The sequence below is a fragment of the Colwellia meonggei genome, assembly GCF_057537295.1.
In genome coordinates, this window is sequence record NZ_BAAJLZ010000001.1 from 157,192 (window position 1) to 181,707 (window position 24,516).

20 protein-coding genes and 1 riboswitch are annotated in these 24,516 nt (G+C 38.7%); of the genes, 14 read left to right on the forward strand and 6 right to left on the reverse strand.

Translation table 11 applies throughout. The features are described from left to right. Nucleotides 1–176 precede the first annotated feature (176 nt). The gene (locus tag AC27E9_RS00775) at nucleotides 177–497 is read left to right on the forward strand and encodes a DUF3630 family protein (protein ID WP_487126341.1); all 321 of its coding nucleotides are present in this window, start codon (nucleotides 177–179) and stop codon (nucleotides 495–497) included. Between the two features lie 31 nt (nucleotides 498–528). Further along, complete coding sequence (locus AC27E9_RS00780) at nucleotides 529–999, forward strand: 2-thiouracil desulfurase family protein (protein ID WP_487126342.1); 471 nt, start codon at nucleotides 529–531, stop codon at nucleotides 997–999. A gap of 8 nt (nucleotides 1,000–1,007) precedes the next feature. Here AC27E9_RS00780 and AC27E9_RS00785 read toward each other — a convergent pair whose 3' ends face one another. Then, entirely contained in the window at nucleotides 1,008–2,021 is a 1,014-nt protein-coding gene (locus tag AC27E9_RS00785) for a GGDEF domain-containing protein (protein ID WP_487126343.1), read from the reverse strand. Between the two features lie 239 nt (nucleotides 2,022–2,260). Between AC27E9_RS00785 and AC27E9_RS00790 the strand changes: the two genes are divergently transcribed. The 3 genes from AC27E9_RS00790 (at nucleotide 2,261) to AC27E9_RS00800 (ending at nucleotide 6,779) form a co-directional block, all read left to right on the forward strand. Continuing rightward, nucleotides 2,261–4,036 (forward strand): DUF885 domain-containing protein, encoded by a 1,776-nt coding sequence (locus tag AC27E9_RS00790; RefSeq protein ID WP_487126344.1) that lies wholly within the window; start codon nucleotides 2,261–2,263, stop codon nucleotides 4,034–4,036. A gap of 83 nt (nucleotides 4,037–4,119) precedes the next feature. After that, nucleotides 4,120–4,202, reverse strand: a riboswitch (cyclic di-GMP riboswitch). 240 nt (nucleotides 4,203–4,442) lie between these two features. Continuing rightward, a complete protein-coding gene (locus AC27E9_RS00795; protein WP_487126345.1) occupies nucleotides 4,443–6,284 on the forward strand; it encodes a hypothetical protein in 1,842 nt (613 codons plus the stop codon). Nucleotides 6,285–6,299: 15 nt separating this feature from the next. Beyond that, nucleotides 6,300–6,779 (forward strand): hypothetical protein, encoded by a 480-nt coding sequence (locus AC27E9_RS00800; protein WP_487126347.1) that lies wholly within the window; start codon nucleotides 6,300–6,302, stop codon nucleotides 6,777–6,779. A gap of 59 nt (nucleotides 6,780–6,838) precedes the next feature. Here the strand turns inward: AC27E9_RS00800 and AC27E9_RS00805 are convergent, their stop codons facing one another. Further along, nucleotides 6,839–7,093: a hypothetical protein gene (locus AC27E9_RS00805; RefSeq protein ID WP_487126349.1), complete on the reverse strand. Its 255-nt coding sequence runs from the start codon at nucleotides 7,091–7,093 to the stop codon at nucleotides 6,839–6,841. Between the two features lie 238 nt (nucleotides 7,094–7,331). On the opposite strand from AC27E9_RS00805, the gene tesB reads away from it, so the two are divergent. Next, nucleotides 7,332–8,189, forward strand: coding sequence for an acyl-CoA thioesterase II (gene tesB / locus AC27E9_RS00810; RefSeq protein WP_487126351.1), 858 nt, complete (start codon nucleotides 7,332–7,334; stop codon nucleotides 8,187–8,189). Here the strand turns inward: tesB and AC27E9_RS00815 are convergent. Together AC27E9_RS00815 and AC27E9_RS00820 are read right to left on the reverse strand one after the other, a co-directional pair. Further along, nucleotides 8,173–9,423: a mechanosensitive ion channel family protein gene (locus tag AC27E9_RS00815; RefSeq protein WP_487126353.1), complete on the reverse strand. Its 1,251-nt coding sequence runs from the start codon at nucleotides 9,421–9,423 to the stop codon at nucleotides 8,173–8,175. The two genes, tesB and AC27E9_RS00815, sit on opposite strands and share 17 nt — an antisense overlap. Beyond that, nucleotides 9,423–10,328 carry an acyltransferase gene (locus tag AC27E9_RS00820; RefSeq protein ID WP_487128243.1) on the reverse strand — a complete coding sequence of 302 codons (906 nt, stop codon included), beginning with the start codon at nucleotides 10,326–10,328 and terminating at the stop codon, nucleotides 9,423–9,425. The genes AC27E9_RS00815 and AC27E9_RS00820 overlap by 1 nt, the downstream gene beginning before the upstream one ends. A gap of 424 nt (nucleotides 10,329–10,752) precedes the next feature. On the opposite strand from AC27E9_RS00820, the gene proB reads away from it, so the two are divergent. Together proB and AC27E9_RS00830 are read left to right on the forward strand one after the other, a co-directional pair. Further along, entirely contained in the window at nucleotides 10,753–11,868 is a 1,116-nt protein-coding gene (proB, locus tag AC27E9_RS00825; protein WP_487126355.1) for a glutamate 5-kinase, read from the forward strand. A gap of 14 nt (nucleotides 11,869–11,882) precedes the next feature. Continuing rightward, nucleotides 11,883–13,130 carry a glutamate-5-semialdehyde dehydrogenase gene (locus tag AC27E9_RS00830; RefSeq protein WP_487126356.1) on the forward strand — a complete coding sequence of 416 codons (1,248 nt, stop codon included), beginning with the start codon at nucleotides 11,883–11,885 and terminating at the stop codon, nucleotides 13,128–13,130. Nucleotides 13,131–13,223: 93 nt separating this feature from the next. Here the strand turns inward: AC27E9_RS00830 and ilvC are convergent, their stop codons facing one another. Further along, nucleotides 13,224–14,708 (reverse strand): ketol-acid reductoisomerase, encoded by a 1,485-nt coding sequence (ilvC, locus tag AC27E9_RS00835; RefSeq protein WP_487126357.1) that lies wholly within the window; start codon nucleotides 14,706–14,708, stop codon nucleotides 13,224–13,226. 181 nt (nucleotides 14,709–14,889) lie between these two features. Here ilvC and ilvY point away from each other — a divergent pair, with 181 nt between their 5' ends. Further along, nucleotides 14,890–15,765, forward strand: a complete 876-nt coding sequence (gene ilvY / locus AC27E9_RS00840; RefSeq protein ID WP_487126359.1) for an HTH-type transcriptional activator IlvY — start codon at nucleotides 14,890–14,892, stop codon at nucleotides 15,763–15,765. 4 nt (nucleotides 15,766–15,769) lie between these two features. Here the strand turns inward: ilvY and AC27E9_RS00845 are convergent, their stop codons facing one another. Next, nucleotides 15,770–17,293 (reverse strand): YifB family Mg chelatase-like AAA ATPase, encoded by a 1,524-nt coding sequence (locus AC27E9_RS00845; protein WP_487126361.1) that lies wholly within the window; start codon nucleotides 17,291–17,293, stop codon nucleotides 15,770–15,772. 504 nt (nucleotides 17,294–17,797) lie between these two features. Here AC27E9_RS00845 and ilvG point away from each other — a divergent pair. From ilvG to ilvA, 5 genes are all read left to right on the forward strand, one after another. Continuing rightward, nucleotides 17,798–19,462 carry an acetolactate synthase 2 catalytic subunit gene (gene ilvG / locus AC27E9_RS00850; protein WP_487126363.1) on the forward strand — a complete coding sequence of 555 codons (1,665 nt, stop codon included), beginning with the start codon at nucleotides 17,798–17,800 and terminating at the stop codon, nucleotides 19,460–19,462. Continuing rightward, entirely contained in the window at nucleotides 19,463–19,720 is a 258-nt protein-coding gene (gene ilvM, locus AC27E9_RS00855) for an acetolactate synthase 2 small subunit (protein ID WP_487126365.1), read from the forward strand. Nucleotides 19,721–19,824: 104 nt separating this feature from the next. Continuing rightward, entirely contained in the window at nucleotides 19,825–20,751 is a 927-nt protein-coding gene (locus AC27E9_RS00860) for a branched-chain amino acid transaminase (RefSeq protein ID WP_487126366.1), read from the forward strand. Between the two features lie 243 nt (nucleotides 20,752–20,994). Next, nucleotides 20,995–22,872: a dihydroxy-acid dehydratase gene (ilvD, locus tag AC27E9_RS00865; protein WP_487126368.1), complete on the forward strand. Its 1,878-nt coding sequence runs from the start codon at nucleotides 20,995–20,997 to the stop codon at nucleotides 22,870–22,872. Then, a complete protein-coding gene (gene ilvA, locus AC27E9_RS00870) occupies nucleotides 22,865–24,445 on the forward strand; it encodes a threonine ammonia-lyase, biosynthetic (RefSeq protein ID WP_487126370.1) in 1,581 nt (526 codons plus the stop codon). Before ilvD ends, ilvA begins: the two co-directional genes overlap by 8 nt. Nucleotides 24,446–24,516: the final 71 nt, after the last annotated feature.

Sequence of the window (24,516 nt, forward strand, 5' to 3'; positions counted from 1 at the left end):
ATATTATCTCTCTTTGATAAAGAATTTTAAAGGATCCTTACTTGATTATATGTAAAAAGTAGCCAATTGTCCTTGCTTTTTTTGGTATCGTGCCAGTTGATAAAATTATCTGATATTTAGTTGCGCTAGCACAAGTTTTGGTCAATTAAATAACCTATTCGGAACATTAAATTACTATGCAAAACCAGAATACAAACGAAATATCGTCAGTAACTTTAATTGATCAGCGTATATTGCAAGTGCAGTTTAGCCAAGATTGGTCGATAGATGAATGTGCGCAGCTTAGTGAAAAGTTGATTTCATTGACATCTGCAACGGTGACCGAGCAAATATTAGGTGCTGATCTACAATGTACCCGTTTAGACTGCGAAGACGCGCAGTTAAACTTAACTTTTGAAGAATATAGTCAGTCATGTTGGTTTGAATGTGCAACAGAGCTAGATAGCCGTGGTTTAATATTCGTTCAACAACGATTATTACCAGCAGTGGTAGGGTAACGAAAAAGTTAATTTTATTTGAGCGATAACTGTGGAAAAAATATTAATTAGTAGCTGTTTTTTAGGCAATAAAGTGAGATATGACGGCGCAGACAACTTGTTAACCGAAAGTGTTATTCAACGTTGGCATCTTGAACAAAGGCTTGTCGTTATTTGTCCTGAATTATCTGGCGGTTTATCAACGCCTCGTGCGCCAGCAGAAATACAAAATAGTATTGAAATTCAGGTGCTTACTAATCTTGGTGAAGATGTTGCATCTGCCTTTGAGCAAGGCGCTAAGGCAGCATTACGTTTATGCCAATTACACAATATTCGTTATGCCCTATTAAAGGAGTCGAGCCCGTCTTGCGGTAGCACAACTATATACGATGGCTCATTTAATGGTAAAAAAATTGTTGGGCAAGGTATGACAACGCGATTGTTAACCGCCAATGATATTAAAGTGTATTCTGAAAAAAACATTGCGGCGTTAGCAGCGCAAATCGAAAAATCATCAAAGTAGAATTGCTTTTAAGCTTTGGCGATATTTACATGGTTAGTGATATTGCTGGCAATGTTGTCAATTAGTTTTCGTGTTTGAGCAACAATTGTATTGGCACTTGTCGCGACATTATAATCGCTAACACCTATGCTAAGGGTCATTTGAGGCAAACGAGCACCAGACTTGCTACTCACAAACCTTAATTTTTCAACGCCCTGCCGAATTTTCTCTGCAATTTCACCCGCAATATTACGTTCGACATCAGGCAGTAAAATTAAAAACTCATCACCTGCAGATCTAACAGGTAAACCACTTTCTCCAACATAACTACTAATTTTGTTCGCGACCTTGGTGAGTAATACATCACTTATTAACGGGCCAAATTGCTCATTCATTGTCGAAAATTGATCAATATTGACAATAATAGCGGCTACTTGCTTGTTCGGGTTATCAGACAGCCAAACATCTAAGTGCTTACTCATAGCTTTACGATTATATAAACCCGTTAGCGGATCTAAATAAATTTCTTTTTTAACGTCGTCTAACTCTGTTCTCAAAGCGTCTGTTGATTGTTGAGAAACTTGTAATTGTTCTGCAAGTTTTTGCTGTTGCAGTTTAAATTGTTGTGCTGCGTCACGTATTTGTTTTATTGCAGTGAATACTTGACGCTTATCCGATGATTTCAAGTTTGAAATGTTATCATCAAGCTGGCTAACAAGTCGTTCTGTGCAATGTTTTGATTTCTGGCTATTATCTTTTAAATCGACGAGAACATCGTCTAGATCATCAATAAGATCTTCATTAAGCGCACTTTGCCCTAAGACATATTGGCGATAGAGTTCTTCCAGAAAAAAGTTATCGAGTTTTTTACCAGTGGCAAGTTGCTTTTCAATGGCACTATTTAGTGCTTTTGAGGTTTTATTGAGGTAATCGTAACTAACAGCGTAATTAATTGGCGTCGCAGGTATATGCCATAACTGCAATTGTTTTATGGCGGCGTGCATTTTCTGTTCGGCTTGTACTATGGAATCATGGTACTTCACTATTCCAACCTTTTTACACCTTACTGAGTTAACCTTCTATTGTTAGTATTCTCTAGTAAATTGCGCAAAAGTGCCATAGCTAAATGCTTTTAATACTAATATAAATGCAAAAATACTCATACAAAATTGTAAATATGTATTTGTCGTGTGTGAAACAAATAAATACTTTATAAATGTCATTGTTTTGTTATGGTTAACAGCCATTCACTGCCTTTATTCATTCACTAATGAGATTTTTAATGAAAGTACTGCTACCTACTATCGCTATGTTAGTTTTTCTAACAGCTTGTCAGTCAAACTTTACACATGCGCCAGCACCAAGCCTAGAACAAGTTATTAGTGAATATCAGCAATTTAAGGATCAACAAAGCCCATTTAATCAAGATGTTGCAGGTGGCAGTAATAGCTTATTGCCTGATTTGTCTCCAGAAAATTTAGCTCAGCAACATCAGAAACTCAGTGTTATTTACCAAAATTTATTGGCAATCGATAGTAAGCAACTCGGTCGCTCTGCTCAAATTAACCATTCTGTATTGTCTTATACCATTAAAAATCAATTAGATAGTTATAATAATAACGAGCATTACATGCCACTTACAGCTGAGTCTGGTTTCCATGTTTGGATCAGCCGAATTAATCAGCAAGTTAGTTTTAAAACTGAGCAAGATTATCGCGATTATTTAATGCGGCTTGCCGCACTTCCTCAGTATTTCGACCAACAAATGGCTTGGATGGATAAAGGCATAGCTGAGGGGGTTACTCAACCACAAGTAGTTTTACAGGGATTTGAAGAATCAATTGCTGCATTTATTAAAGATGATGCAACTCAAAGTGGTTATTATCAGCCTTTTAAAAAGATGCCGAACCATTTTTCTAAGCAATTAATAACACAATTACAATCACAAGCCGTTAATGTAATTTCTGCATCTGTTATCCCTAGTTATCGTAAGTATTTTGATTATATGGTAAATACTTATCAGCCTAATGCTCGAGTAAATATTGCGGCAAATTCAATTCCTAATGGCGAAGCTTATTACCTTAATAGACTTCAGCATTATACGACCTTACCTATGTCGGTTGAGCAAGTACATCAAACAGGTTTGGCGGAAGTAAAACGTATTCGCCATGAAATGGAGCAAATTATTGCTCAGGTGGGTTTTGATGGTAGCTTTGCTGATTTCGTACAATTTTTGCGTACTGATAAGCAATTCTATGCAACAAGTCCTGAAGGTTTGTTAAAAGAGGCGTCATTTATTGCTAAAAAAATGGATGCGCAATTACCTAAGCTTTTTAAAACCTTACCAAGAACGCCTTATGGTGTAGTTCCTGTGCCCGCCAATATTGCGCCTAAATATACTACTGGCCGATATTCTGGACCATCAAGGGATGACCAACCTGGTAATTATTGGGTAAATACTTATCGCTTAGATCGTCGACCATTATATGTATTAGAAGCGCTTACTTTGCATGAAGCCGTTCCTGGTCATCATTTACAAGGCTCACTAGCGCGTGAAATGAAGAATGTACCTAAGTTTAGAAATCGCACCTATATCTCAGCTTTTGGTGAAGGCTGGGGTTTATATTCTGAATATTTAGGAATTGAGGCTGGTTTTTACCAAGACCCCTACAGCGATTTTGGTCGTCTAACATATGAGATGTGGCGCGCTGCACGCCTAGTTGTTGATACTGGCATGCATGCACAAGGTTGGAGTCGTCAGCAATCTATGGACTTTTTAGCTAATAACACCGCCCTGTCATTACATAATGTTAAAACTGAAATTGACCGCTATATTTCTTGGCCTGGGCAGGCGCTCTCATACAAAATGGGTGAGCTGACTATTAAGCGACTACGTACCATGGCTGAAGAAAGTTTAGGGGAGAATTTTGATTTACGTGACTTTCATGATCAAGTCTTGAAAAATGGTTCTATGCCACTATCTATGCTTGAAATTATTATTACGGAATATATTGAGGAGCGTAAAGCGCTCATATTGAAAGATAAAAACGAAAAATAAGATGACAAAGGAAAGGCACGCAAAGTTACCGAGGGTTATGATGGCTGGCTGTTCAATAAAGACAAGCCCCCACTATATCTAAATCTGGCAGTCCCGCTATCATAGGTTTCCCCTTAGATCGGTAACTTTGCGTCTCCAGTTTTCACTGGGTTTGCCCTTGTCGAGCTTTAGCAGCTCAAGGACGATTATAGGCAAAGAATTTTATTTGTAAACTTTTTTTACAATTATCATGTAAATTCAAAGCTTAATACTTTCAATCGTAAGTAAAAGCATTAAAATATTAATTGCTATATGTTTGTCTTGTATGGAATTTTTATCACTACCAGTTAAATTCGCGTGCTATTTGATGACGATAAATAAATTAAAGGTGTTTACGTTTAATGTTCAACACGGAAGTCAGATTTAAATGACGGCAATACGACAAGGCCTATTTTCACTGTTTTTAGTTATTTTCACGAGCCAAGTTAATGGAGCTGAGGCTAGTAAGGAAACTCGCTTAAAGCTCAATAATTATTATGAACAAGATAAAGAGTCGCTGATTTATCAAGATGTTGTTCTGGTTGCTCAAACTGTTGTTAATAATAGAAAAATCTATAGTCGAGATATGGTTGCTAAAGCCTTTTCTTTATTGTCTGATATTGCCTATAACCGTGGAGATTTAGTTGCCGCGCTGCAGTTTGCACAATATGGCGGCAATATTGGTGAAACAGCAGTGTTAATCCGACTTGATTTACTCCTTAAAGTGGCACGTGGTTATTACTCACAAGGTAAATATAGTCAACTAAGGGATATCTCCCAAGAAACTGCTTGGCTGGCAGAGCAAGTGGGTAATATGAATTACCATTTACAAGCGAGTGCCTATTCTGTAGTAGCCTATGCCTTGAGTGCTGATTACGGCTTAGCAATTAATGAGTTGAGTAAAGTTGAAAAGCTTTTAAGCCAAAATCAACACCGTGTTGAACAAATAACTTTATTGGAAACCATTGCCGAAGCGCATTTCTATTTAGCAGAATATGACAATGCCACCGAGTTACTCAATAGAGTATTGACCCTGCGTATTGAGCTGGAAAAAATGAGAGGTGTTGCGCGAACTTATCACCTATTAGCAGCAGCATATTATCAGCAGAAGCAGTACGACGATGCTTATCATGCTTATTTTGAATCACAGCAGTTTGCCGCGAAATTTGGTTTGAATATAAGAACATCTTACGCTGAACTTGGTCTTGGGGAGGTGTTATATCAACAGCAAAATTTTATACAAGCGAAAGAGCATTTAATAAGTGCTCAAGCAACTTTTGAACGTTATAACCTACCTAGAGTTAATTTAACGACACAAATTGTTTTAGCTAAAGTTTATTATGCATTAAATGAAGACCAACTAGCGGTTTCGCTACTATTGGATGCTGAAAAAACTGCAGAAAAACTGGTTTTAACACCGGAGCAAATTGCTTTGTATACGCTGTTGGCAGAGCATTATCAAACGCAGGGTGAATTTCAAAAGGCGATAGCAATGCAAACTCGTTTTATTGAATTGCATCAAGGCTTTAATCATACCATTGAAGCTAAAAATGCAATGGTTTCTGCAGCTATAAATGCCAGTAAAAAAACCAAAAATTTAGCGCTAAATTTGGTAGAGCAAAGCGAATTAAGCATCCAGTTCAATGAAAAATACCGTACACAAGCGCTACAAATTAAGCTATTAGTGGCTGCATTAAGTATTATTGTGTTGCTATATATTTTGCGGCGTTTTCGACAGTATCGTGAAAAATTGCATCAAGGCTACGATGAAATCGAGTTACCAAAAAATCAATTAGCTCGTCCAGTAACCACTAAGCAGTGGTATCAACAGCAATATAAAATGGCGCGTAAATATCAGTATGAAATTTCGATAGCTTATTTGGTTGTGGAAAATTGGCAGGAATTGTCATTTCATTTTAATGCAAAAATATTGGCGGATGTATATCAGGCTATTGCCGTTATTGTTAATGATAATTTGGAAGAAGAAGATTATTCAGGAGAAATTTGTGCTGGCGAATATTTGTTTTTATGCCCACATCAAGGTGAGGAAGAAACGCAAATTAAATTAACAAGGATTAAGCAGGCAATAAATACCAGATTTTTTGCCAATTTAGGTGATTATTCGGTTAAGATTAGTTTTTCAGTTGCGTCGCCCAATATTCAAGATATTGATCCGTATGTTTTTCTTTCTCGTTTAAGTGATGATACCGGCGCAGAATTTACTGAGTAGATTGAAGGGTAAATAATGGTTTTTGTTTTAATTGTAATCGCAATATTTGTTGCCGTTAGTATCTATTTCTTCTTCAAAGCAGAGAGCTTGCAGCGTGAAGTTTTATTAATGAAGAGAGAAGTTTCAAGTGCTAAAAAAGAAAATAAGGTTTATATAGAAACTGTAGCGATTATTGGGCAGCGTTATGAAGATATTGCCAAGAAAAAGCTTAATAGTTTGCGTGAGAATGGCAATGCAGATGCCAAGGAGCTTGATTTAATTGCTCCTATGATTAATAACTATGCAGTGATCTTTACTGATAGTATTAATGGTAAAGGCAAATTGCAAGCGGCGGTTAAAAAGGTCTACGAAGGATTTCAAAAAGGCTCTTATAAAAAGTTAGCTAATCATATTAGCCAATCGAGCGCAGAAGTTAAACGAGCGTGGTCAAGTAATAATATCAATGGTTGCATTGTTTTAATTGAAGCATTATTACAAACAGATAAGCAAAAGTGATGTTTTAAAAAGCAAAAATCCACCGCTTGCGGTGGATTTTTTGTAAACTTGATAGTTACCTAAGGGCGAATAGTAATGTCGGGTGAGGTATCTATTTCACCATCATCGGTAATAGTTGCCGCGTTACTATCACATAATAGCACGGCTATATTGCCTGCTTTACTACTACGAATAAAAGCTAGGTCATAGCCAAATTGCGTTAAGCTACTGGTGGCAAATTTTTGTGCAAGTGACAGCTTATCCCATAAATTAGATTGCTCGGGTATATAATGACGTCTTTCAAGTAAAACTTCGCGTTCAAGAACTGCTTGCACAATGGCCTCTTTATTTATCTTTAAATCAAATAACATGGTTGTTACATGTAGCAACTTATATTAGATATTTATCAATTACAACCTTAAATTAAATAAATTTGCCTATATATTGTTCTGGTAGACCAGATTGCAAATAAAACACTTACTTTATAATGTCAGTTTTATTGAACTAGCCTTTATGAATTGTGCTTTTGCTCGTTATAATGTCGATAAATAATGTTAGTAATAAAGAGTATGTATGAGTCAGGTATTGAATGATTTATCCGCGCTATTAAAATTGGAAGTGATAGAGCAAGGTATTTTCCGTGGTGAAAGCCAAGATTTAGGTTTTCGAGCCTTATTTGGTGGCCAAGTTATGGGGCAAGCTTTGTCTGCTGCGCAAGAGACCGTTGAAGCAACTCATCATGTTCACTCACTACATTCGTATTTTTTAAGGCCTGGAGATGCTAGTAAACCTGTGGTCTATCAGGTGGAAAATATTCGTGATGGCCGCAGTTTTAATACTCGACGAGTTAATGCCATACAAAATGGTAAAGCAATTTTTTATATGACAGCATCGTTTCAGCAACAAGAAACGGGATTTGATCATCAAGATACAATGCCAGAGGTTCCGGGTCCTGAAGAACTTAAATCTTATACTGATTTTATATTTGATAATCAGGCGGCAATTCCTGAAGAAATTCGTGGCAAATTTTTATCTGAAAAACCAATAGAAATAAGACCAGTAGAGCAATATAACTGGGTTAAACCAGAAAAAACAGCAGCTAAATGCCAGATGTGGATTAAGTCTAACGGTTGTTTGCCTGACGACTTACGTATTCATACTTATTTACTTGCATATACGTCTGACTTCTTATTTTTACCAACAGCACTATATGCTCATGGTTTAAGCTATTGGCAGCCAAATTTCCAATTGGCAACCATAGATCATTCAATGTGGTTTCATCGTCCATTTCGTTTAGATGAATGGCTACTGTATAGCATAGATAGCCCGTCAGCTAGTGGTGGCCGAGGGCTAGTGAAAGGGCAAATATTTAACCGTGAAGGTTTGTTAGTAGCCTCAACAATGCAGGAAGGCGTTATGCGTCAGCGTTAGACTTTTGCCAGTCATAACCACTTGGGTGTTGAAAAATACGAAGCTCAAATAAAGGGGCTGCCGCATATAAATGATCAAATATATCAGCTTGTATTGCTTCGTAATTGACCCAATTTTTATCATTACTGAAAAAATACAACTCTAGAGGTAAACCTACTTCAGTGGCTGGCAGTTGTCTAACCATGCAAGTCATATGTTGGTGAACTTTAGCATGTTGTCGTAAATATGCGGTGATATAGGCGCGAAAAGTACCAATATTGGTAAGTTGCCGAGTATTTATAGTACTGGCGGTTATCGTAGCACTTTGCTCACTTTCATTGTTAATTTCTAATTGTTTTTGTGCCAAATAGTCAGTGATAAGTTGTACCGATTTAAGTCCCTCAATTTGTTGCTGGTTATAGAAACGAATACTGGCAACGTCAATTACAATGGCCCGTTTAATCCGTCGACCACCAGAGTTAAACATGCCACGCCAGTTTTTAAATGAGCCACTTGTTAACGCGTAAGTAGGTACAGTGGTGATAGTATTATCAAAGTTTTTAACTTTCACAGTATTAATACCTATCTCAAGAACGTCACCATCGGCACCATAGGTTGGTAGCTCTATCCAATCACCAGGAGCTACCATTTTATTGGCAGAAATTTGAATGCTAGCCACTAACCCTTTGATAGTATCTTGGAATACTAATATAAGTACTGCAGTTAAGGCACCTAAACCACTGAGTAAATATAGTGGTGATCTATCTAAAACTTGTGATATTGCGAGTATTGTCGAAACTAGGTAAACCGCAAGCTTAATGACTTGCAGTGTTGAATTTAGCGGTAAATAGCGCTCACTAGCAGTTTGTCGATATAAGCTATTAATGACATTTAAGACTGAGCTAATACTACGGGCTATTTGAAAGCAAATAGCTACTTTAGCAAAAACAATTAAACTAGTGGCTAGTAAGGTATTAAGTTCAATAAATATAGGTGTGAGAAATAATAATAGAACAAATGGAACTAATAATGCGATGCGAGAAAAAACGTGATGATCAAATAATAGATCATCCCAAGTGTTTTTTGAGGCTGTAATAAGTTTTTGAATAATCACCAACACCTGATGTTTGGTCAGGTAAAAGCTAATACTGCATAGCAGTAAAATAATAGTGCAGCCGATTACTGCAGCGCTTAGCTCGATATAAGAACTATTAACACCTTGTTCAATTAACCATGCAGTGATTATTGCTTGCATTACATTTCCTTGTTTGCCTTTTCTTCAAATTGCAGCATTTTTTGGTCTTTTTCAAGCCAAAGTTGGTTTACCCATTTTTGAAATTCAATTTTATAAGCACGATCATTAACGTAATCGCCCTTGAGTGAGTCGTCAATATCTTGTGTCTCAATGCAAATATTCACCTGTTTAATGCGACCGCATAAAAAATCAATAAAGTTCGGTGTGCCATCTGGATAGTGAATGGTTACGTTAACCACTTTGCTTAAATTACCTTTCATGGCTTCTAATACAAAGCCAATACCGCCAGCTTTAGGCTTTAGTAAGCGTTGAAAGGGCGAATTTTGTTTCTTATGTTTTTCATCAGTAAAACGCGTTCCCTCAATAAAATTCATCACACTAACAGGTTTGTGCTTGAATTTTTTACAGGCCTTTCTCGTCGTTTCTATGTCTTTGCCTTTTAGATGAGGATTCTTTTTAATGAAGTGCTGGCTATAACGCTTCATAAATGGAAAGTCTAGAGCCCACCAAGCTAACCCCAAAAGAGGCACGTAGATTAGCTCTTTTTTTAAGAAAAATTTTAGAAATGGAATTCTGCCATGTAATACACGTTGCAGAACAACAATATCTACCCAACTTTGGTGATTACTGATCACTAAATACCAGTCTTTCATTTTTAGTTGCTCTAAACCAATAACATTCAATTTCGTTTTAGTGAATAACTTTTGATTAAAGGTGTTGAGTAATACCCAGTTGCTAGCCATTTGATCAAGCAAGTAACTAAAAAATTTTTGCCAAAAGTTTAGCGGTACTAATGCTTTTAAAAGTGAACAAACTAAAATAGGAATTAGCCATAATATTGTATTGGCAATATAAAGTATCAGCGATAAACAGCCGATTAGAGGGCTAGGTAAAAAATGAAACATAGAGCAATAACCAAAATCTGTAGAACCATAATCACGAACCATAATATTAATGGGTTTCAATTAGGGTTTCAGTAAAAATCGTTAAAAATTTATTTAGTATTTATTAGAGCCGGAGTATTGAATTGTGATGAAAGTCACAAAATTTACAGTTATTGCAGACTAAATTTCTATAATTTAAGCTTGAGGGCCTACAACTTGGTATTTTTATTATCAAAAAATAGTGACCGAAAACGCATCACATTTTTATTGTATCGTGGTGTTAATCACTAAATGTCTTTTTTAGCTTAGTAAAATTGTTGATTAGTGGGGCTAATTCCATAAAGCGTTAGAAAATAGCAAACAAGTCTATAATTATTGCAAAAGTTGATTGCAAATCAACCATCTTTCAAGGCAAGCTTATTGAACATTAAATAGAGGAGTCGTCATGAAGTTTAATCGTGCGGTTATTAAAGTGGGCAGTGCCTTGGTTTCTCCAGACGCCAAGGGATGTAGTGGTAAGTATTTACTTGCAATAGCTCGCTTTATTACTGAATGCCAACAAGCAGGTAAAGAAATTATTCTGGTCTCATCCGGCAGTGTTGCTGCCGGCAGAAATTTGATTACGCACGGTTCACCCAACCCCTCAATTCCAACGAAGCAGGCAATGGCGGCCGTAGGGCAAATGAAAATGATGGCTAATTGGCAACGCTTTTTTGATGTGCCATGCAGCCAGCTATTGATAACTCATGGAGATTTAAAAGATCGTCAACGCTATATTAGTATTAAAAACACCCTAAGAATACTATTAGAAAACGGTGTTATTCCCATTGTTAACGAAAATGATACCGTTGCGACTGATGAGCTGAAAGTGGGTGATAATGACAACCTCGCGGCGTTAGTTGCTTTAGTCAGTGAAGCGGATAGTTTATTTATTTTAAGTGATGTAAATGGTGTTTATCAGCAAGATCCAAGGATAAATCCACAGGCAAAATTATTACCTGAAATTACGAAAATTGATCAATCCGTGTACGCCATGGCTGGTGCTACTAATAATCATATCGCTACTGGCGGTATGAAAACAAAAATTCAGGCGGCAGAGAAAGCGGTAGAAAATGGCATTGAAACCTTTATTTTGAACGGTAGCAATGGTGATGTCTTTGAAAAAATTCTCCGGGGGGAAAATCCAGGCACACATTTTGTTGCTCAACAAGGTGCAATGCGTGCGCGTAAACATTGGTTGAAACATACCTTAAAAAGCAACGGTAAGATAATGTTGGACGCAGGAGCAGTGCAGGCGTTGATAAAAAAAGGAGCTTCTTTACTACCATCGGGAATTGTGAGTATTAGTGGTGAATTTACTGCCGGTGATTGTGTTGATCTTTATGATGCTTCTTCTGAGCAGTATATTGCTAAGGGCATAAGTCAATACAGCTATCGAGATTTACAACGTATTCAAGGTCAAAAGAGTGATGAAATAACAACTATTTTAGGTTGTTGCCCTAGCAAAGTTGCTATTCATCGAGATGATATGGTTGTGATTGAAAAATCAGAAATAAATTAGCAGAGTAAGAAGTTATGTTTGATATTGTAAAAAGCGCTGCCTTAGCAAAACGAGCAGCATTAACAGTTGCACAATTAACAAGCCATGAAAAAAATCAATTACTTGTGAAGATGGCTGATGCTATTGCTGAAAATAGCACAACAATTATCGCGGAAAATGCCAAAGACATAACTGCTGGCAAAGCAAAAGGTTTATCGACAGCAATGTTGGATAGACTATTGTTAACACAGCAAGGCGTTAGAGATATTGCCGAAGCAATCCGAGATATTGTACGTTTAGATGATCCCGTCGGCCATATTAGTAATTTAGCGTTAAGACCCAATGGTATCCAAGTGGGTAAAATGCGTATTCCGCTTGGGGTTATTGCCATGATTTACGAAGCTCGGCCAAATGTGACTGCGGAGTCTGCGGCCTTGTGTTTGAAGTCAGGTAATTCGGTCATTCTGCGCGGCGGCTCTGAAGCTATTTATAGTAATATTGCTTTGGCAAATTGCTTACATCAGGTATTGGAGCAAGCTAATGTTGATAAAAACTGTATTACCGTTATTCCTGATACTAGCCGTGATGTGATTGAGCAGCTATTAAAACAACGAGAAAGTATTGATTTAGTAATTCCACGTGGTGGTGAAGGCTTAATCCGATATGTGACTGAAAATAGTCAAATTCCAGTCATTCAACACTTTAAAGGTGTATGTCATCTATTTATCGATAAGTATGCTGATATTGAAAAAGCGATTAATATTTTGGTCAATGGCAAAACGCAAAGGCCAAGTGCCTGCAATGCCCTTGAAACTGTATTAATTCATGCCGATATTGCAGAAGAAATATTACCTAAAATAGCCAGAGCATTAAAACCTGCGGCTGTGACAGTACACGCCTGCGCCGATAGTATCGATTATTTCGAGAATGCGGAGCTTGCCACTGATGCCGATTTTGCAGCTGAATATTTAGCACAAGAGATTGCCGTTAAAATTGTGCCTAGTTTCCAACAAGCGCTTGAACATATTCAAACGTATAGTTCTGATCATACTGAAGTTATTGTTACGCAAGATACGAGTCGAAGTCAGCGTTTTATTCGCAGCATTAATTCTTCAGTGGTAATGATAAATGCTTCATCACGCTTTTCTGATGGTGGTCAACTTGGCCTTGGTTCAGAAATTGGTATTTCTACCAGTAAGTTACATGCCTATGGACCTATGGGGCTAACAGCATTAACGACGGAAAAATTTGTAGTATTAGGAGACGGGCAAATTAGAGGTTAAGTGATTTATTAGTTGTATAGATCAAACTTTAGCATCCGTTAAATATAAAAATGGCATTGAATGGGAGTTCCAATGCCATTTTCGTAAGCTATGTTAGTGGCTTGCTTCAACAATACGTTTCATATCTGTCATGTAACCACGTAACTCTTTACCAATAACTTCTACTTGGTGGCTACGAATCGCTTCATTCACTTCAATTAAACGTACGTTATCGACACCGGTATTTGTTGCTGATAAACCTTCGCCTAATTGTTCTAAGCTTAAATTACTGGCGTAGTCAGCTAGTAATGGTACTGCGGCATGGGTGAATAAGTAGTTGCCATATTCTGCGGTGTCAGAAATAACAACATTCATTTCATACAGTTTATTACGCGCAATACAATTAGCAATTAATGGCGTTTCGTGCAGTGACTCATAATAAGCTGACTCTTCAATGATCCCTGCCGCTACCATAGATTCAAATGCGAGCTCTACACCTGCTTTGATCATAGCAACAACAAATATACCTTTGTCGTAATATTCCTGTTCGCTAATTTCGATATCACAGTCTGCAGCTAGTTCAAATGTTGTTTCAGCTGTTTCTGCACGCCATTTTAATAAGTTAGCATCATCGTTCGCCCAGTCTTCCATCATAGTTGATGAGAAACGGCCTTCAATAATGTCGTCCATGTGTTTTTCGAATAAAGGGCGTAGAATGACTTTTAGTTCTTCAGACATATCAAACGCTTTAATTTTAGCTGGATTTGACAGGCGATCCATCATATTGGTGATGCCGCCGTGTTTTAGCCCTTCTGTTGTGGTCTCAATACCATATTGCAAAAGTTTGCGTGCATATGCAGCGTCAACACCTTGGGAAATTAGTTGTTTATGGCCTAAAACTGCGGCAGTTTGTAGCATGCCACATAAAATGGTTTGTTCACCCATAAGATCTGATTTTACTTCAGCAATAAATGAAGATTCCAAAACACCGGCACGGTCGCCACCAGTTGCAGAAGCATAGGCTTTTGCAATAGCTAACCCGTTACCTTGCGGATCATTTTCAGGATGCACTGCAATTAGCGTTGGTACTCCAAATCCACGTTTATATTCTTCTCGTACTTCTGTGCCTGGGCATTTAGGCGCAACCATAACTACAGTAATGTCCGGGCGAACTTGCATACCTTCTTCAACGATATTGAAACCGTGAGAATAAGACAGTGTTGCACCTTGCTTCATTAAGGGCATAACGGCGCTTACAGCTGAGGTATGTTGTTTATCTGGTGTTAAATTAAGTACTAAGTCTGCCTGCGGAATTAGTTCTTGGTAGCTGCCCACTTTAAAGCCATTTTCATTGGCCCATTGATATGATTGGCGCTTTTCGGCAATGGCCGCATCACGCAATGCATAAGAAATATTCAAGCCAGAATCGCGCATGTTTAAACCTTGATTGAGGCCTTGGGCACCACAACCTACAATGACAATATTCCAATCTTTAATGAAGTTACAGCCGTCGTTAAATTCTTCTCGTTGCATAAAACGACATTTGCCTAATTGCGCCAATTTTTCACGCAAACTTAATGTATTGAAATAGTTAGCCATTTTTGTCTCCTGTGCTTGGCCATGAACCAAGAAATGTAGTGAATCAGTTAAATTATTACCAGTTGATATATCCTAACGAAATTTTTATGTTGCTTAAAATGATATATTTGCATTGTAGTGTTGCTAAAAACGCAATATAAAATTAATATTATCTAATTCTCATTAAGTTAAAGGTTTGAATATGGATTTGAAAGCATTGCGCATGTTTGTTGATTTAGCTAAATCACTACACTTTGCAAAAACAGCAGAACTTCACCATGTTAGCCCTTCAACCTTGAGCCGAACAATTCAGCGCTTAGAGCATGAAGTAGGGAGTTCGCTATTACATCGCGATAACCGCACAGTGGTATTGAGTGAGGCAGGAAAGCAGTACGGTAAATTTGCCGAGCAGCAGCTTGAGCAGTGGCAGATATTGCAATTATCGCTGAATCAAAAACAGGCTGAACTGCAAGGTAAGTTACATATTTATTGTTCGGTTACTGCAGCTTATAGTCATTTACCTCCCTTGCTTGAACGCTTTCGACAACAACACCCTTTGGTTGAAATCATGCTGACAACAGGTGATGCAGCAGATGCACTAGAGCAAGTTGAGAAGCAAGCGGTTGATTTTGCGATTGCTGCACGGCCTGAGCAATTATCTCGTATTTTTAATTTTCATCATCTTGCAGAAATTCCTCTCTCTGTTATTGCCCCGACTATGATATGTCAGGTGCAACAGCAGCTACTGCAAGCGTTTTTATGGTCTGAAATTCCAATTATCTTGCCTGAGCATGGTCCTGCACGTAAACGTTTTGAACTCTGGTTTCGCAAGAAACAACAGGGGAAAGCTAATATCTACGCTACGGTTTCTGGTCATGAAGCATTGGTCAGTATGGTAGCGTTGGGTTGTGGCGTTGGTATTGTGCCACAGGTTGTCGTTGAAAATAGTCCGGTAAAAGAGCGAGTGCACTATTTGACCAATGTAGGAGAAATTGAGCCATTTGAATTAGGCGTTTGTTGTTTAAATCAGAGTAAAGATCAGCCATTAATTAAAGCTTTTTTTGAGTCAATAAAGTAGTTAATTATACTGAAACGGCTTCGGTTAAGTGACGTAAAATCCTATCCATGGCGCGATAGGATAAGGCTTCAGTTAAATGTTTTCGCTCAATGTTTTCTAGCGCTTCCATATCAGCAATCGTGCGTGCAATTTTAAGTATTTTATGGTGTGCTCTGGTGGATAAATTTAACTTTTCAATTGCTAATTCTAAAAACTCATTATCGTCGGCATCTAGTTGACAGTTAATTTTAAGTTCAGTGCTAGATAATTGAGCATTCGCTTTTCCTTGGCGTATCATTTGTCGTTGATGACAGGAAAATACACGTTGTTGAATTACTTCACTGGATTCATTTTTTTCCGTACTGTTAGCCCACATTCCCTTTGGCAATCGTGTAACTTCAATTTGAATATCGATACGGTCGAGGAAAGGCCCAGAAAGACGATTTAAGTAACGTAATACTTGTTCTGGCGTACTACGATGGTCGTTGTAAAAACCGGTCGGACTGGGATTCATCGCCGCTACTAACTGGAATTGAGCGGGAAACGTTTGCTTGACCAGTGCTCGTGATATTGTTACTTCGCCAGACTCCATAGGCTCACGTAAAACATCAAGTACTTTGCGTTCAAATTCAGGCAATTCATCAAGAAATAATACACCGTTGTGAGCAAGTGAAATTTCTCCTGGCTGAGGATGACTGCCGCCGCCAACTAAGGCGGCAGATGAAGCGGTATGGTGTGGTGCTCTAAATGGCCGAGTTAACCAAGAATCAGGGCTAATGCTTTTGTGGCAAATAGATTGAATGGCAGCACTGTCAAGTGCTTCATGCTCAGTCATTGGTGGTAGAATTCCCGGTAAACGACTGGCTAACATCGTTTTTCCGGTGCCCGGTGGGCCAATAAATAATAAATTATGACGGCCACTTGCAGCTATTTCTAATGCACGTTTTGCTAATGGTTGACCAACAACATCAGCAATATCTTCCTGAATACTAATTTGCGGTTTGTTAGTTAAATTTGTTTCAACAAAGGGTAATACTTGTTGGTTAAAAAAATGTGGAAATAGTTGTGTTAAATGCGACAAACTCAATATTTTTGCTTGTTTCACCCAGCTTGCTTGGTCGGCATTTTCTTTTGGGATAACTAAAGTTCTGCCACTTTGTTGACATGCCATAGCCATTGGAATTTCACCAATGATGGCTCTAAGCTCACCAGAAAGTGCCAATTCACCAGCGAATTCATATTGCTTAAGATCTGTTTCGGGTAATTGCTGGGCGGCTGCCAAAATACCAATTGCTATGGGGAGATCAAAACGGCCACCTTCTTTGGGTAAATCGGCTGGCGCTAAGTTAACGGTTATGCGTTTGGCGGGAAATTCATATCCGCAATTAATAATGGCACTTCGAACTCGGTCTTTTGCTTCCCGTACTGAAGTTTCCGGCAAGCCAACAATATTAAATGCCGGTAAGCCATTCGCTAAGTGCACTTCCACAGTAACTAAAGGTGACTCGAGGCCAATCCTTGCCCGGCTATAAACACATGCTAATGCCATAAAAGTCCATTTCAATTATGTCAGGTTTAGCCTGTAGTTTAGTCAATAACTGTTTTTTTGCGCGAAAATTTATTGAGAAAAGTACCTTGATATAACTAATTAAATAACCTTGCTTAAAAAAACTATAACAAAAATACTTGCGTTGGAGATTAGAGCTATGGTACTAATTTAAATAGGCTGGAAACAGCAAAACTAAAATTAATAAATTTACAGAAAAATTATATAAAAATGCAAAACTATAGCTCAGTGATTATTAACATTCTCGTCGTGGTGATTATTAAATCGTCGCGAGGTTGTTTGTTGAGCTAAAGAAAAAGAATTCAAAATAACAAACCCCTCGCTCCGAAAGGACCGAGGGGTTTGTTTTTTTAGGGCTTTAAGAAACTTATTACAACCTACTAGCATCATTAATCTTGGAGAAAACTGGAAAATTACGAAATTTTAGAATATTTGTTCAAATTGAATGGTTTCTGAATAAGTGATAATTGAAAAGTTAAATGAAACATGGCAACAGAAAAGAAATTTACCGGTGGAAATTTGCTATTTAAAGTGTTGGAACAGCACGGTGTTGAGCATGTTTTTGGCTACCCTGGTGGTGCGATTATGCCTATTTACGATGCACTTTATGACAGCAATGTAGAACACTTTTTATGCCGTCATGAACAAGGTGCTGCCTTTTCTGCCGTTGGTTATGCAAGGGCTTCAGGGAAAGTTGGGGTGTGTTTTGCCACCTCGGGTCCAGGTGCAACAAATTTAATAACCGGTCTTGCTGATGCATTAGCTGACTCTATCCCTGTAGTTGCTATAACAGGGCAAGTTGCTACATCAGCTATGGGTTCTGATGCTTTTCAGGAAATTGATATTTTTGGTTTGTCATTGGCCTGTACTAAGCATTCTTTTCAGGTAACAGATATCAACGATTTAGCTAAAGTGTTGCACAAGGCATTCGCGATTGCTTTAGAAGGCCGGCAAGGCCCAGTGTTAGTCGATATTCCGAAAGATATTCAGTTAGCAGAAGTTCAAGGCTGCTTAGATGAATTGGTTAGCTTGAAAAATAAAGTTAAGTTGCCACCAGCCAATGTTGGTAGTGCTATTGCGTTATTAAGCCAAGCAGAGCAGCCGGTATTATATGTTGGTGGCGGTGTTGGTATGGCAAATGCTATTGATGAACTAAGAGAGTTTTCGAAAGTAACCAATATACCTAGTGTTTCAACGTTGAAAGGTCTAGGCGCCATTGCACCAAGTGATGAAAATTATTTAGGTATGTTGGGCATGCATGGTACGAAAGCTGCTAATTTAGCGGTACAAGAGTGTGATTTATTGATTGCAGTTGGAGCCCGTTTTGATGACCGAGTAACCGGTAAATTAAATGAATTTGCGCCGCATGCGAAAGTGATTCATTTTGATATCGATACCGCTGAAATTAACAAACGTCGAATGGCCGATGCAGCTATTTTAGGGGACCTAAAAGTTAACTTACCTGCGTTGGCAATTCCATTGGCCATTGTCCCATGGCAAGAAAAATGTCAGCAAATGAAAACTGACTTTGCTTGGGATTACAATCATCCTGGGGAATCTATTTTCGCACCTGCAGTTTTGAAGGAGGTCAGTGATCGCATGCCTGCAAACACTTGTGTAACCACAGATGTCGGTCAGCATCAAATGTGGGCAGCGCAGCATATGTTATTTGATGACCCTAGCAACTTTCTAACCAGCGGCGGAATGGGAACAATGGGATTTGGCATTCCTGCAGCTATAGGGGCACAGGTTAGTCGGCCGACTGACTGCATTGTTGCTGTGTCAGGTGATGGTTCATTTATGATGAATGTTCAAGAATTATCAACCATTAAACGCTTTCAATTACCGGTTAAAATTGTCCTCATAGATAATGCTAAATTAGGCATGGTTCGTCAGTGGCAAGATTTATTCTTTAACGGCCGATTAAGTGAGACTGATTTGGCAGATAACCCTGACTTTATCATGCTTGCAAATGCCTTTGATATTAAAGCAAAACAGATCACCAAAAAAGCACAGGTGAGTGATGCAATTGAAGAAATGATGAACCATGACGGGCCGTACTTACTACAAGTTAAAATTAATGCACAAGATAACGTTTGGCCTTTAGTTCCACCAAATACTGCCAATGATAAAATGATGGAGAATAGCTAAATGAACCACTATCAATTAATGATCAAAGCAGACGATAAACAAGTGGTACTGGAACGAATTTTACAAGTGGCTCGTTACCGAGGGTTTTTAATTGCTGGCATTAATGCACAAGTTAATACTGGCACTCATATTGGCACCATTGAATTACAAGTTAAAAGCGAGCGTCCGATAGAACTTTTGGTCGATCAAATTAATAAACTGATCGACATCAAAGAGGTCAAAGTAGACAATAGCGCATCACAGCAATGCATTGCATAATGCTGGGTGACAACTGACAACAACAAGTATTCAAAATTAAATTAGAGAGACTAGCGGAGTTTAGTTCTATCTGATTGATATAAAATAAAATTTAGGAATGAAAAATGGCTAAAGTTAATGCAGAACTAATTTGGTTTAATGGTGAACTCATGCCGTGGCAAAATGCTACAGTACATGTGATGAGCCATGCACTTCATTACGGTTCTTCAGTTTTTGAAGGTATTCGTGCCTATGAAACACATAAAGGCACTTGTATCTTTCGTCTAGAAGAGCACATAAAGCGTTTATTTGATTCGGCTAAAATTTACCGAATGAATATTCCATATTCGCAAGAAGAAGTTATTCAAGCGTGTAAAGATTCGGTAGCAAAAAATAACTTAAAATCAGCGTATTTACGTCCGTTGGCCTTTTTAGGTGACATTGGTATGGGACTTCGTCCACCAATTGATGCTGTTGCTGATGTTATGATTGCAGCCTTTAGCTGGGAAGCTTATTTAGGTGCTGATGCTGTAGAGAATGGCGTTGAAGTGGGTGTATCAAGTTGGAACAGATTAGCACCTAATACTATGCCTACAGCAGCTAAAGCTGGTGGTAACTATTTATCTTCACAGTTAATTTCTACCGAAGCTGCGCGTCATGGCTATGCTGAAGGTGTGGCTTTAGATGTTAACAATATGGTGAGTGAAGGTGCGGGTCAAAACCTATTTTTAATTCGCAAAGGCGTGATTTATACACCGCCAGGAACGGCTTCTATTTTACAAGGTTTAACTCGTGATACGGTATTTTTCCTTGCTGAGCAATTAGGTTATGAAGTACGTGAAGAGCCAATTTCTCGTGAATCATTATACCTTGCAGATGAATTCTTTATGTGTGGTACAGCAACTGAAGTGGTACCGGTGAAATCAGTTGATGGTATGCCAGTAGGTAATGGTTCTCGAGGACCTATCACCAAAGCTTTACAAGAAGCATTTTTTGGTATTTTTGATGGTACCACTGAAGTACCAGAAGGTTGGTTAGACAACGTAGAATAACGTTAGATTAAATTCAGTGCTCGCTGAAGATAGCCTAGCTACGCGTTCTGCGTAGCGGGCTAATTTAACCTATCGAATTTAGCTCTCCTACCGTTGTATTTAGCCATGTTTACAAGCGTTTTCTTTAAAGCGGCTTGTGCTTACAGGTGCAAATTATTTTAAAAGAACATTCAAGCAGTGTTTTTTTAAAATAATTCATTTCACATTTTATAGATTTAACTTAACGCATTTAGGGAATTTGTTATGCCAAAATTACGCTCAGCAACCTCGACTCAAGGCCGAAATATGGCGGGCGCTCGTGCGCTCTGGCGTGCAACAGGCATGACAGATGGCGATTTTGGTAAACCTATTATTGCCGTAGTTAATTCATTTACCCAATTTGTGCCCGGTCATGTGCACTTAAAAGATATGGGACAATTAGTTGCCGGCGCAATTGAAGAAGCGGGTGGTGTTGCTAAAGAGTTTAATACTATTGCAGTAGATGATGGCATCGCCATGGGACATAGTGGCATGCTGTATAGTTTACCGTCTCGTGATCTAATTGCCGATTCGGTTGAGTATATGGTTAATGCTCATTGTGCCGATGCTATGGTCTGTATTTCAAACTGTGACAAAATTACCCCCGGCATGTTAATGGCGGCAATGCGCCTAAATATTCCGGTTATTTTTGTTTCTGGTGGCCCGATGGAAGCAGGAAAAACTAAACTTTCTGATCAAATTATTAAATTAGATTTAGTTGATGCCATGATCCAAGGTGCTGATCCAACTGTGTCTAACGAACAATCTGAGCAAGTGGAACGCTCTGCTTGTCCTACGTGTGGCTCGTGCTCAGGTATGTTCACCGCCAATTCCATGAACTGTTTAGCAGAAGCTCTAGGCTTAGCCTTACCAGGTAACGGTTCTATGTTAGCGACCCATGCTGATCGTGAGCAGCTTTTCTTAAAAGCAGGCAAGCAAATAGTTGCGTTGACTAAGCGTTACTATCAAGACAACGATGAAAGTGCATTGCCACGTAATATTGCTAGCAAAGAAGCGTTGCATAACGCTATGTGCCTCGATATTGCCATGGGCGGTTCAACTAATACTATTTTGCATTTACTAGCTACTGCACAAGAAGCTGAGATAGATTACACCATGGCAGATATGGACAAGTTATCACGCATTGTTCCGCAGTTATGTAAAGTGGCACCATCAACGCCGAAATATCATATGGAGGACGTTCATCGCGCTGGTGGTGTTATCGGTATACTAGGTGAGTTATCACGAGCGGGTTTATTAAATACAGAAGTACCAAATGTATTAGGTTCTACTTTAGCTGATGTGATTGCTCAATATGATATTAAAGTGACCGATAATGAAGATGTGAAAAAGTTCTATTGCGCTGGCCCAGCCGGCATTCGTACGACTAAAGCCTTTAGCCAAGATTGTCGTTGGGATACTTTAGATGATGACCGTGAAAATGGCTGTATACGCAGCATTGATAATGCTTTTTCAACGGAAGGTGGCTTAGCTGTTTTGTCCGGTAATATTGCCGTTGATGGTTGTGTCGTTAAAACGGCTGGTGTTTCAGATGATAATTTAACATTCACAGGTCCAGCCCATGTATTCGAAAGCCAAGATGAGGCGGTAGCGGGTATTTTAGATGGTAAAGTAGTTGCTGGAGAAGTGGTAGTTATCCGTTATGAGGGCCCTAAAGGTGGCCCAGGGATGCAAGAAATGTTGTATCCAACCACGTATTTAAAATCGATGGGATTAGGTAAAGCATGTGCACTATTAACTGATGGTCGCTTTTCGGGTGGCACGTCTGGTCTATCTATTGGTCACGTTTCACCTGAAGCGGGCAGTGGCGGAACTATAGCTTTAGTCGAGCAAGGTGACATTATTGAAATTGATATCCCTAATCGAGCAATTAAATTAAATGTAGATGAAGCAATATTGGCGGATCGCCGTGTGAAGATGGAATCCAAAGGCAAAAGTGCTTGGCGGCCTGCAGAGCGAATTCGCCCTATCAGTTATGCACTGAAAAATTATGCCATGCTAGCAACTAGTGCGGATAAAGGTGCGGTTCGTAATCGAGCCTTACTTGATGGTGAAGAGTTTGATGGTGATGCTCATGACTGAAACTGAGCAGCAAGCATTGGTTCAAGCCAACGCTACTCAAGAACAAGCGCTCGATTATTTGCGTCGAATATTGCTTGCGCCGGTTTATGATATTGCAGTTGAGACTGAATTAACGCCGTTAACAAAATTATCGTCTCGTTTAGGGAATCAAGTTTTTCTCAAGCGTGAAGATCAACAACCTGTGCATTCATTTAAGTTACGTGGTGCTTATAATAAATTAGCGAATTTATCTGAAGCGCAATGTATTCATGGTGTTATTGCCGCATCGGCAGGTAATCATGCCCAAGGTTTGGCATTAGCGGCAAGTAAACTCGGTATCAAAGCAACCATTGTTATGCCAATTACTACTCCGGACATAAAAGTTGATAATGTTCGACGTTTTGGCGCTGAAGTTCGTTTGGTGGGTAAAAGCTTTAATGAAGCACAAACAGCTTCTTTAGCTTATGCAAAAGATGAACATAAAACCTTGATTCACCCTTTTGATGATGTTGATGTTATTGCTGGTCAAGGCACGGTTGCTAAAGAGTTGCTGCAACAACAAGCTAAAACCGATGTGGTATTTATTCCTGTTGGCGGTGGCGGTTTGCTTGCCGGTATGGCGGTTTACTTAAAACAATTACAGCCAAATATTAAAGTGATCGGTGTTGAGGCAGAAGACTCTGCCTGTTTACAAGCGGCGATGATCGCTGGTGAGCCGGTTGACTTAGCACAAGTAGGCTTATTTGCTGATGGTGTAGCGGTAAAGCGTATTGGCGAACACACTTTTAATTTGATTAAGCATTATTGTGATGACGTTATTACAGTATCGACTGACGAGATTTGCGCTTCAATTAAAGATATTTTTGAGCAAACTCGTGTTATTTCTGAGCCCGCCGGTGCTTTGTCGCTTGCTGGCTTGCAAAAGTATTGTAAAAACAGTCCAGGAGATGAATCATTAGTGGCTATTCTTTCTGGCGCTAATATGAATTTTCATACTTTGCGCTACATTTCTGAACGCTGTGAATTAGGTGAACAAAAGGAAGCCGTTTTTGCGGTTAAAATTCCTGAAGAAAAAGGTAGTTTTAGAAAGTTCTGTCAATCACTTTCTGGGCGAGTTATTACTGAATTTAACTATCGTTACGTGGATAAAAGCACAATAACGGCAAAAGTTCAGCAAGCTAATATTTTTGTTGGTGCAAGGCTAGGTGGTAATGCTGATGATAGGCAACAATTGACGACAAGTTTGCAGGAAAAAGGCTATCAGGTAACCGATTTTACCGAAAATGAGTTAGCAAAATTACATGTTAGATACATGATAGGTGGTCAAAATACTCTATCTGCACAAGAACGAATTTTTCGCTTTCAGTTTCCCGAATATCCTGGCGCATTAGAAAAATTTTTAGATACACTTGGTGAACGTTGGAATATCACTTTATTCCATTACCGAAATCACGGTGCCGCGTTTGGGCAAGTATTAGCAGGATTTGAGGTGCAACAAGATCAAGAACAAGACTTCTTTAAGCACTTGCAAGATTTAGGTTATGAATGGCAGGAAGAATCTGATAACCAAGCTTATCGAGCTTTTCTAACTTAAGTTAACATGGTTATTCGATAGCTAACTATAAAAATGCAGCATTTCGCTGCTTTTTTTATATGGAAAAATTT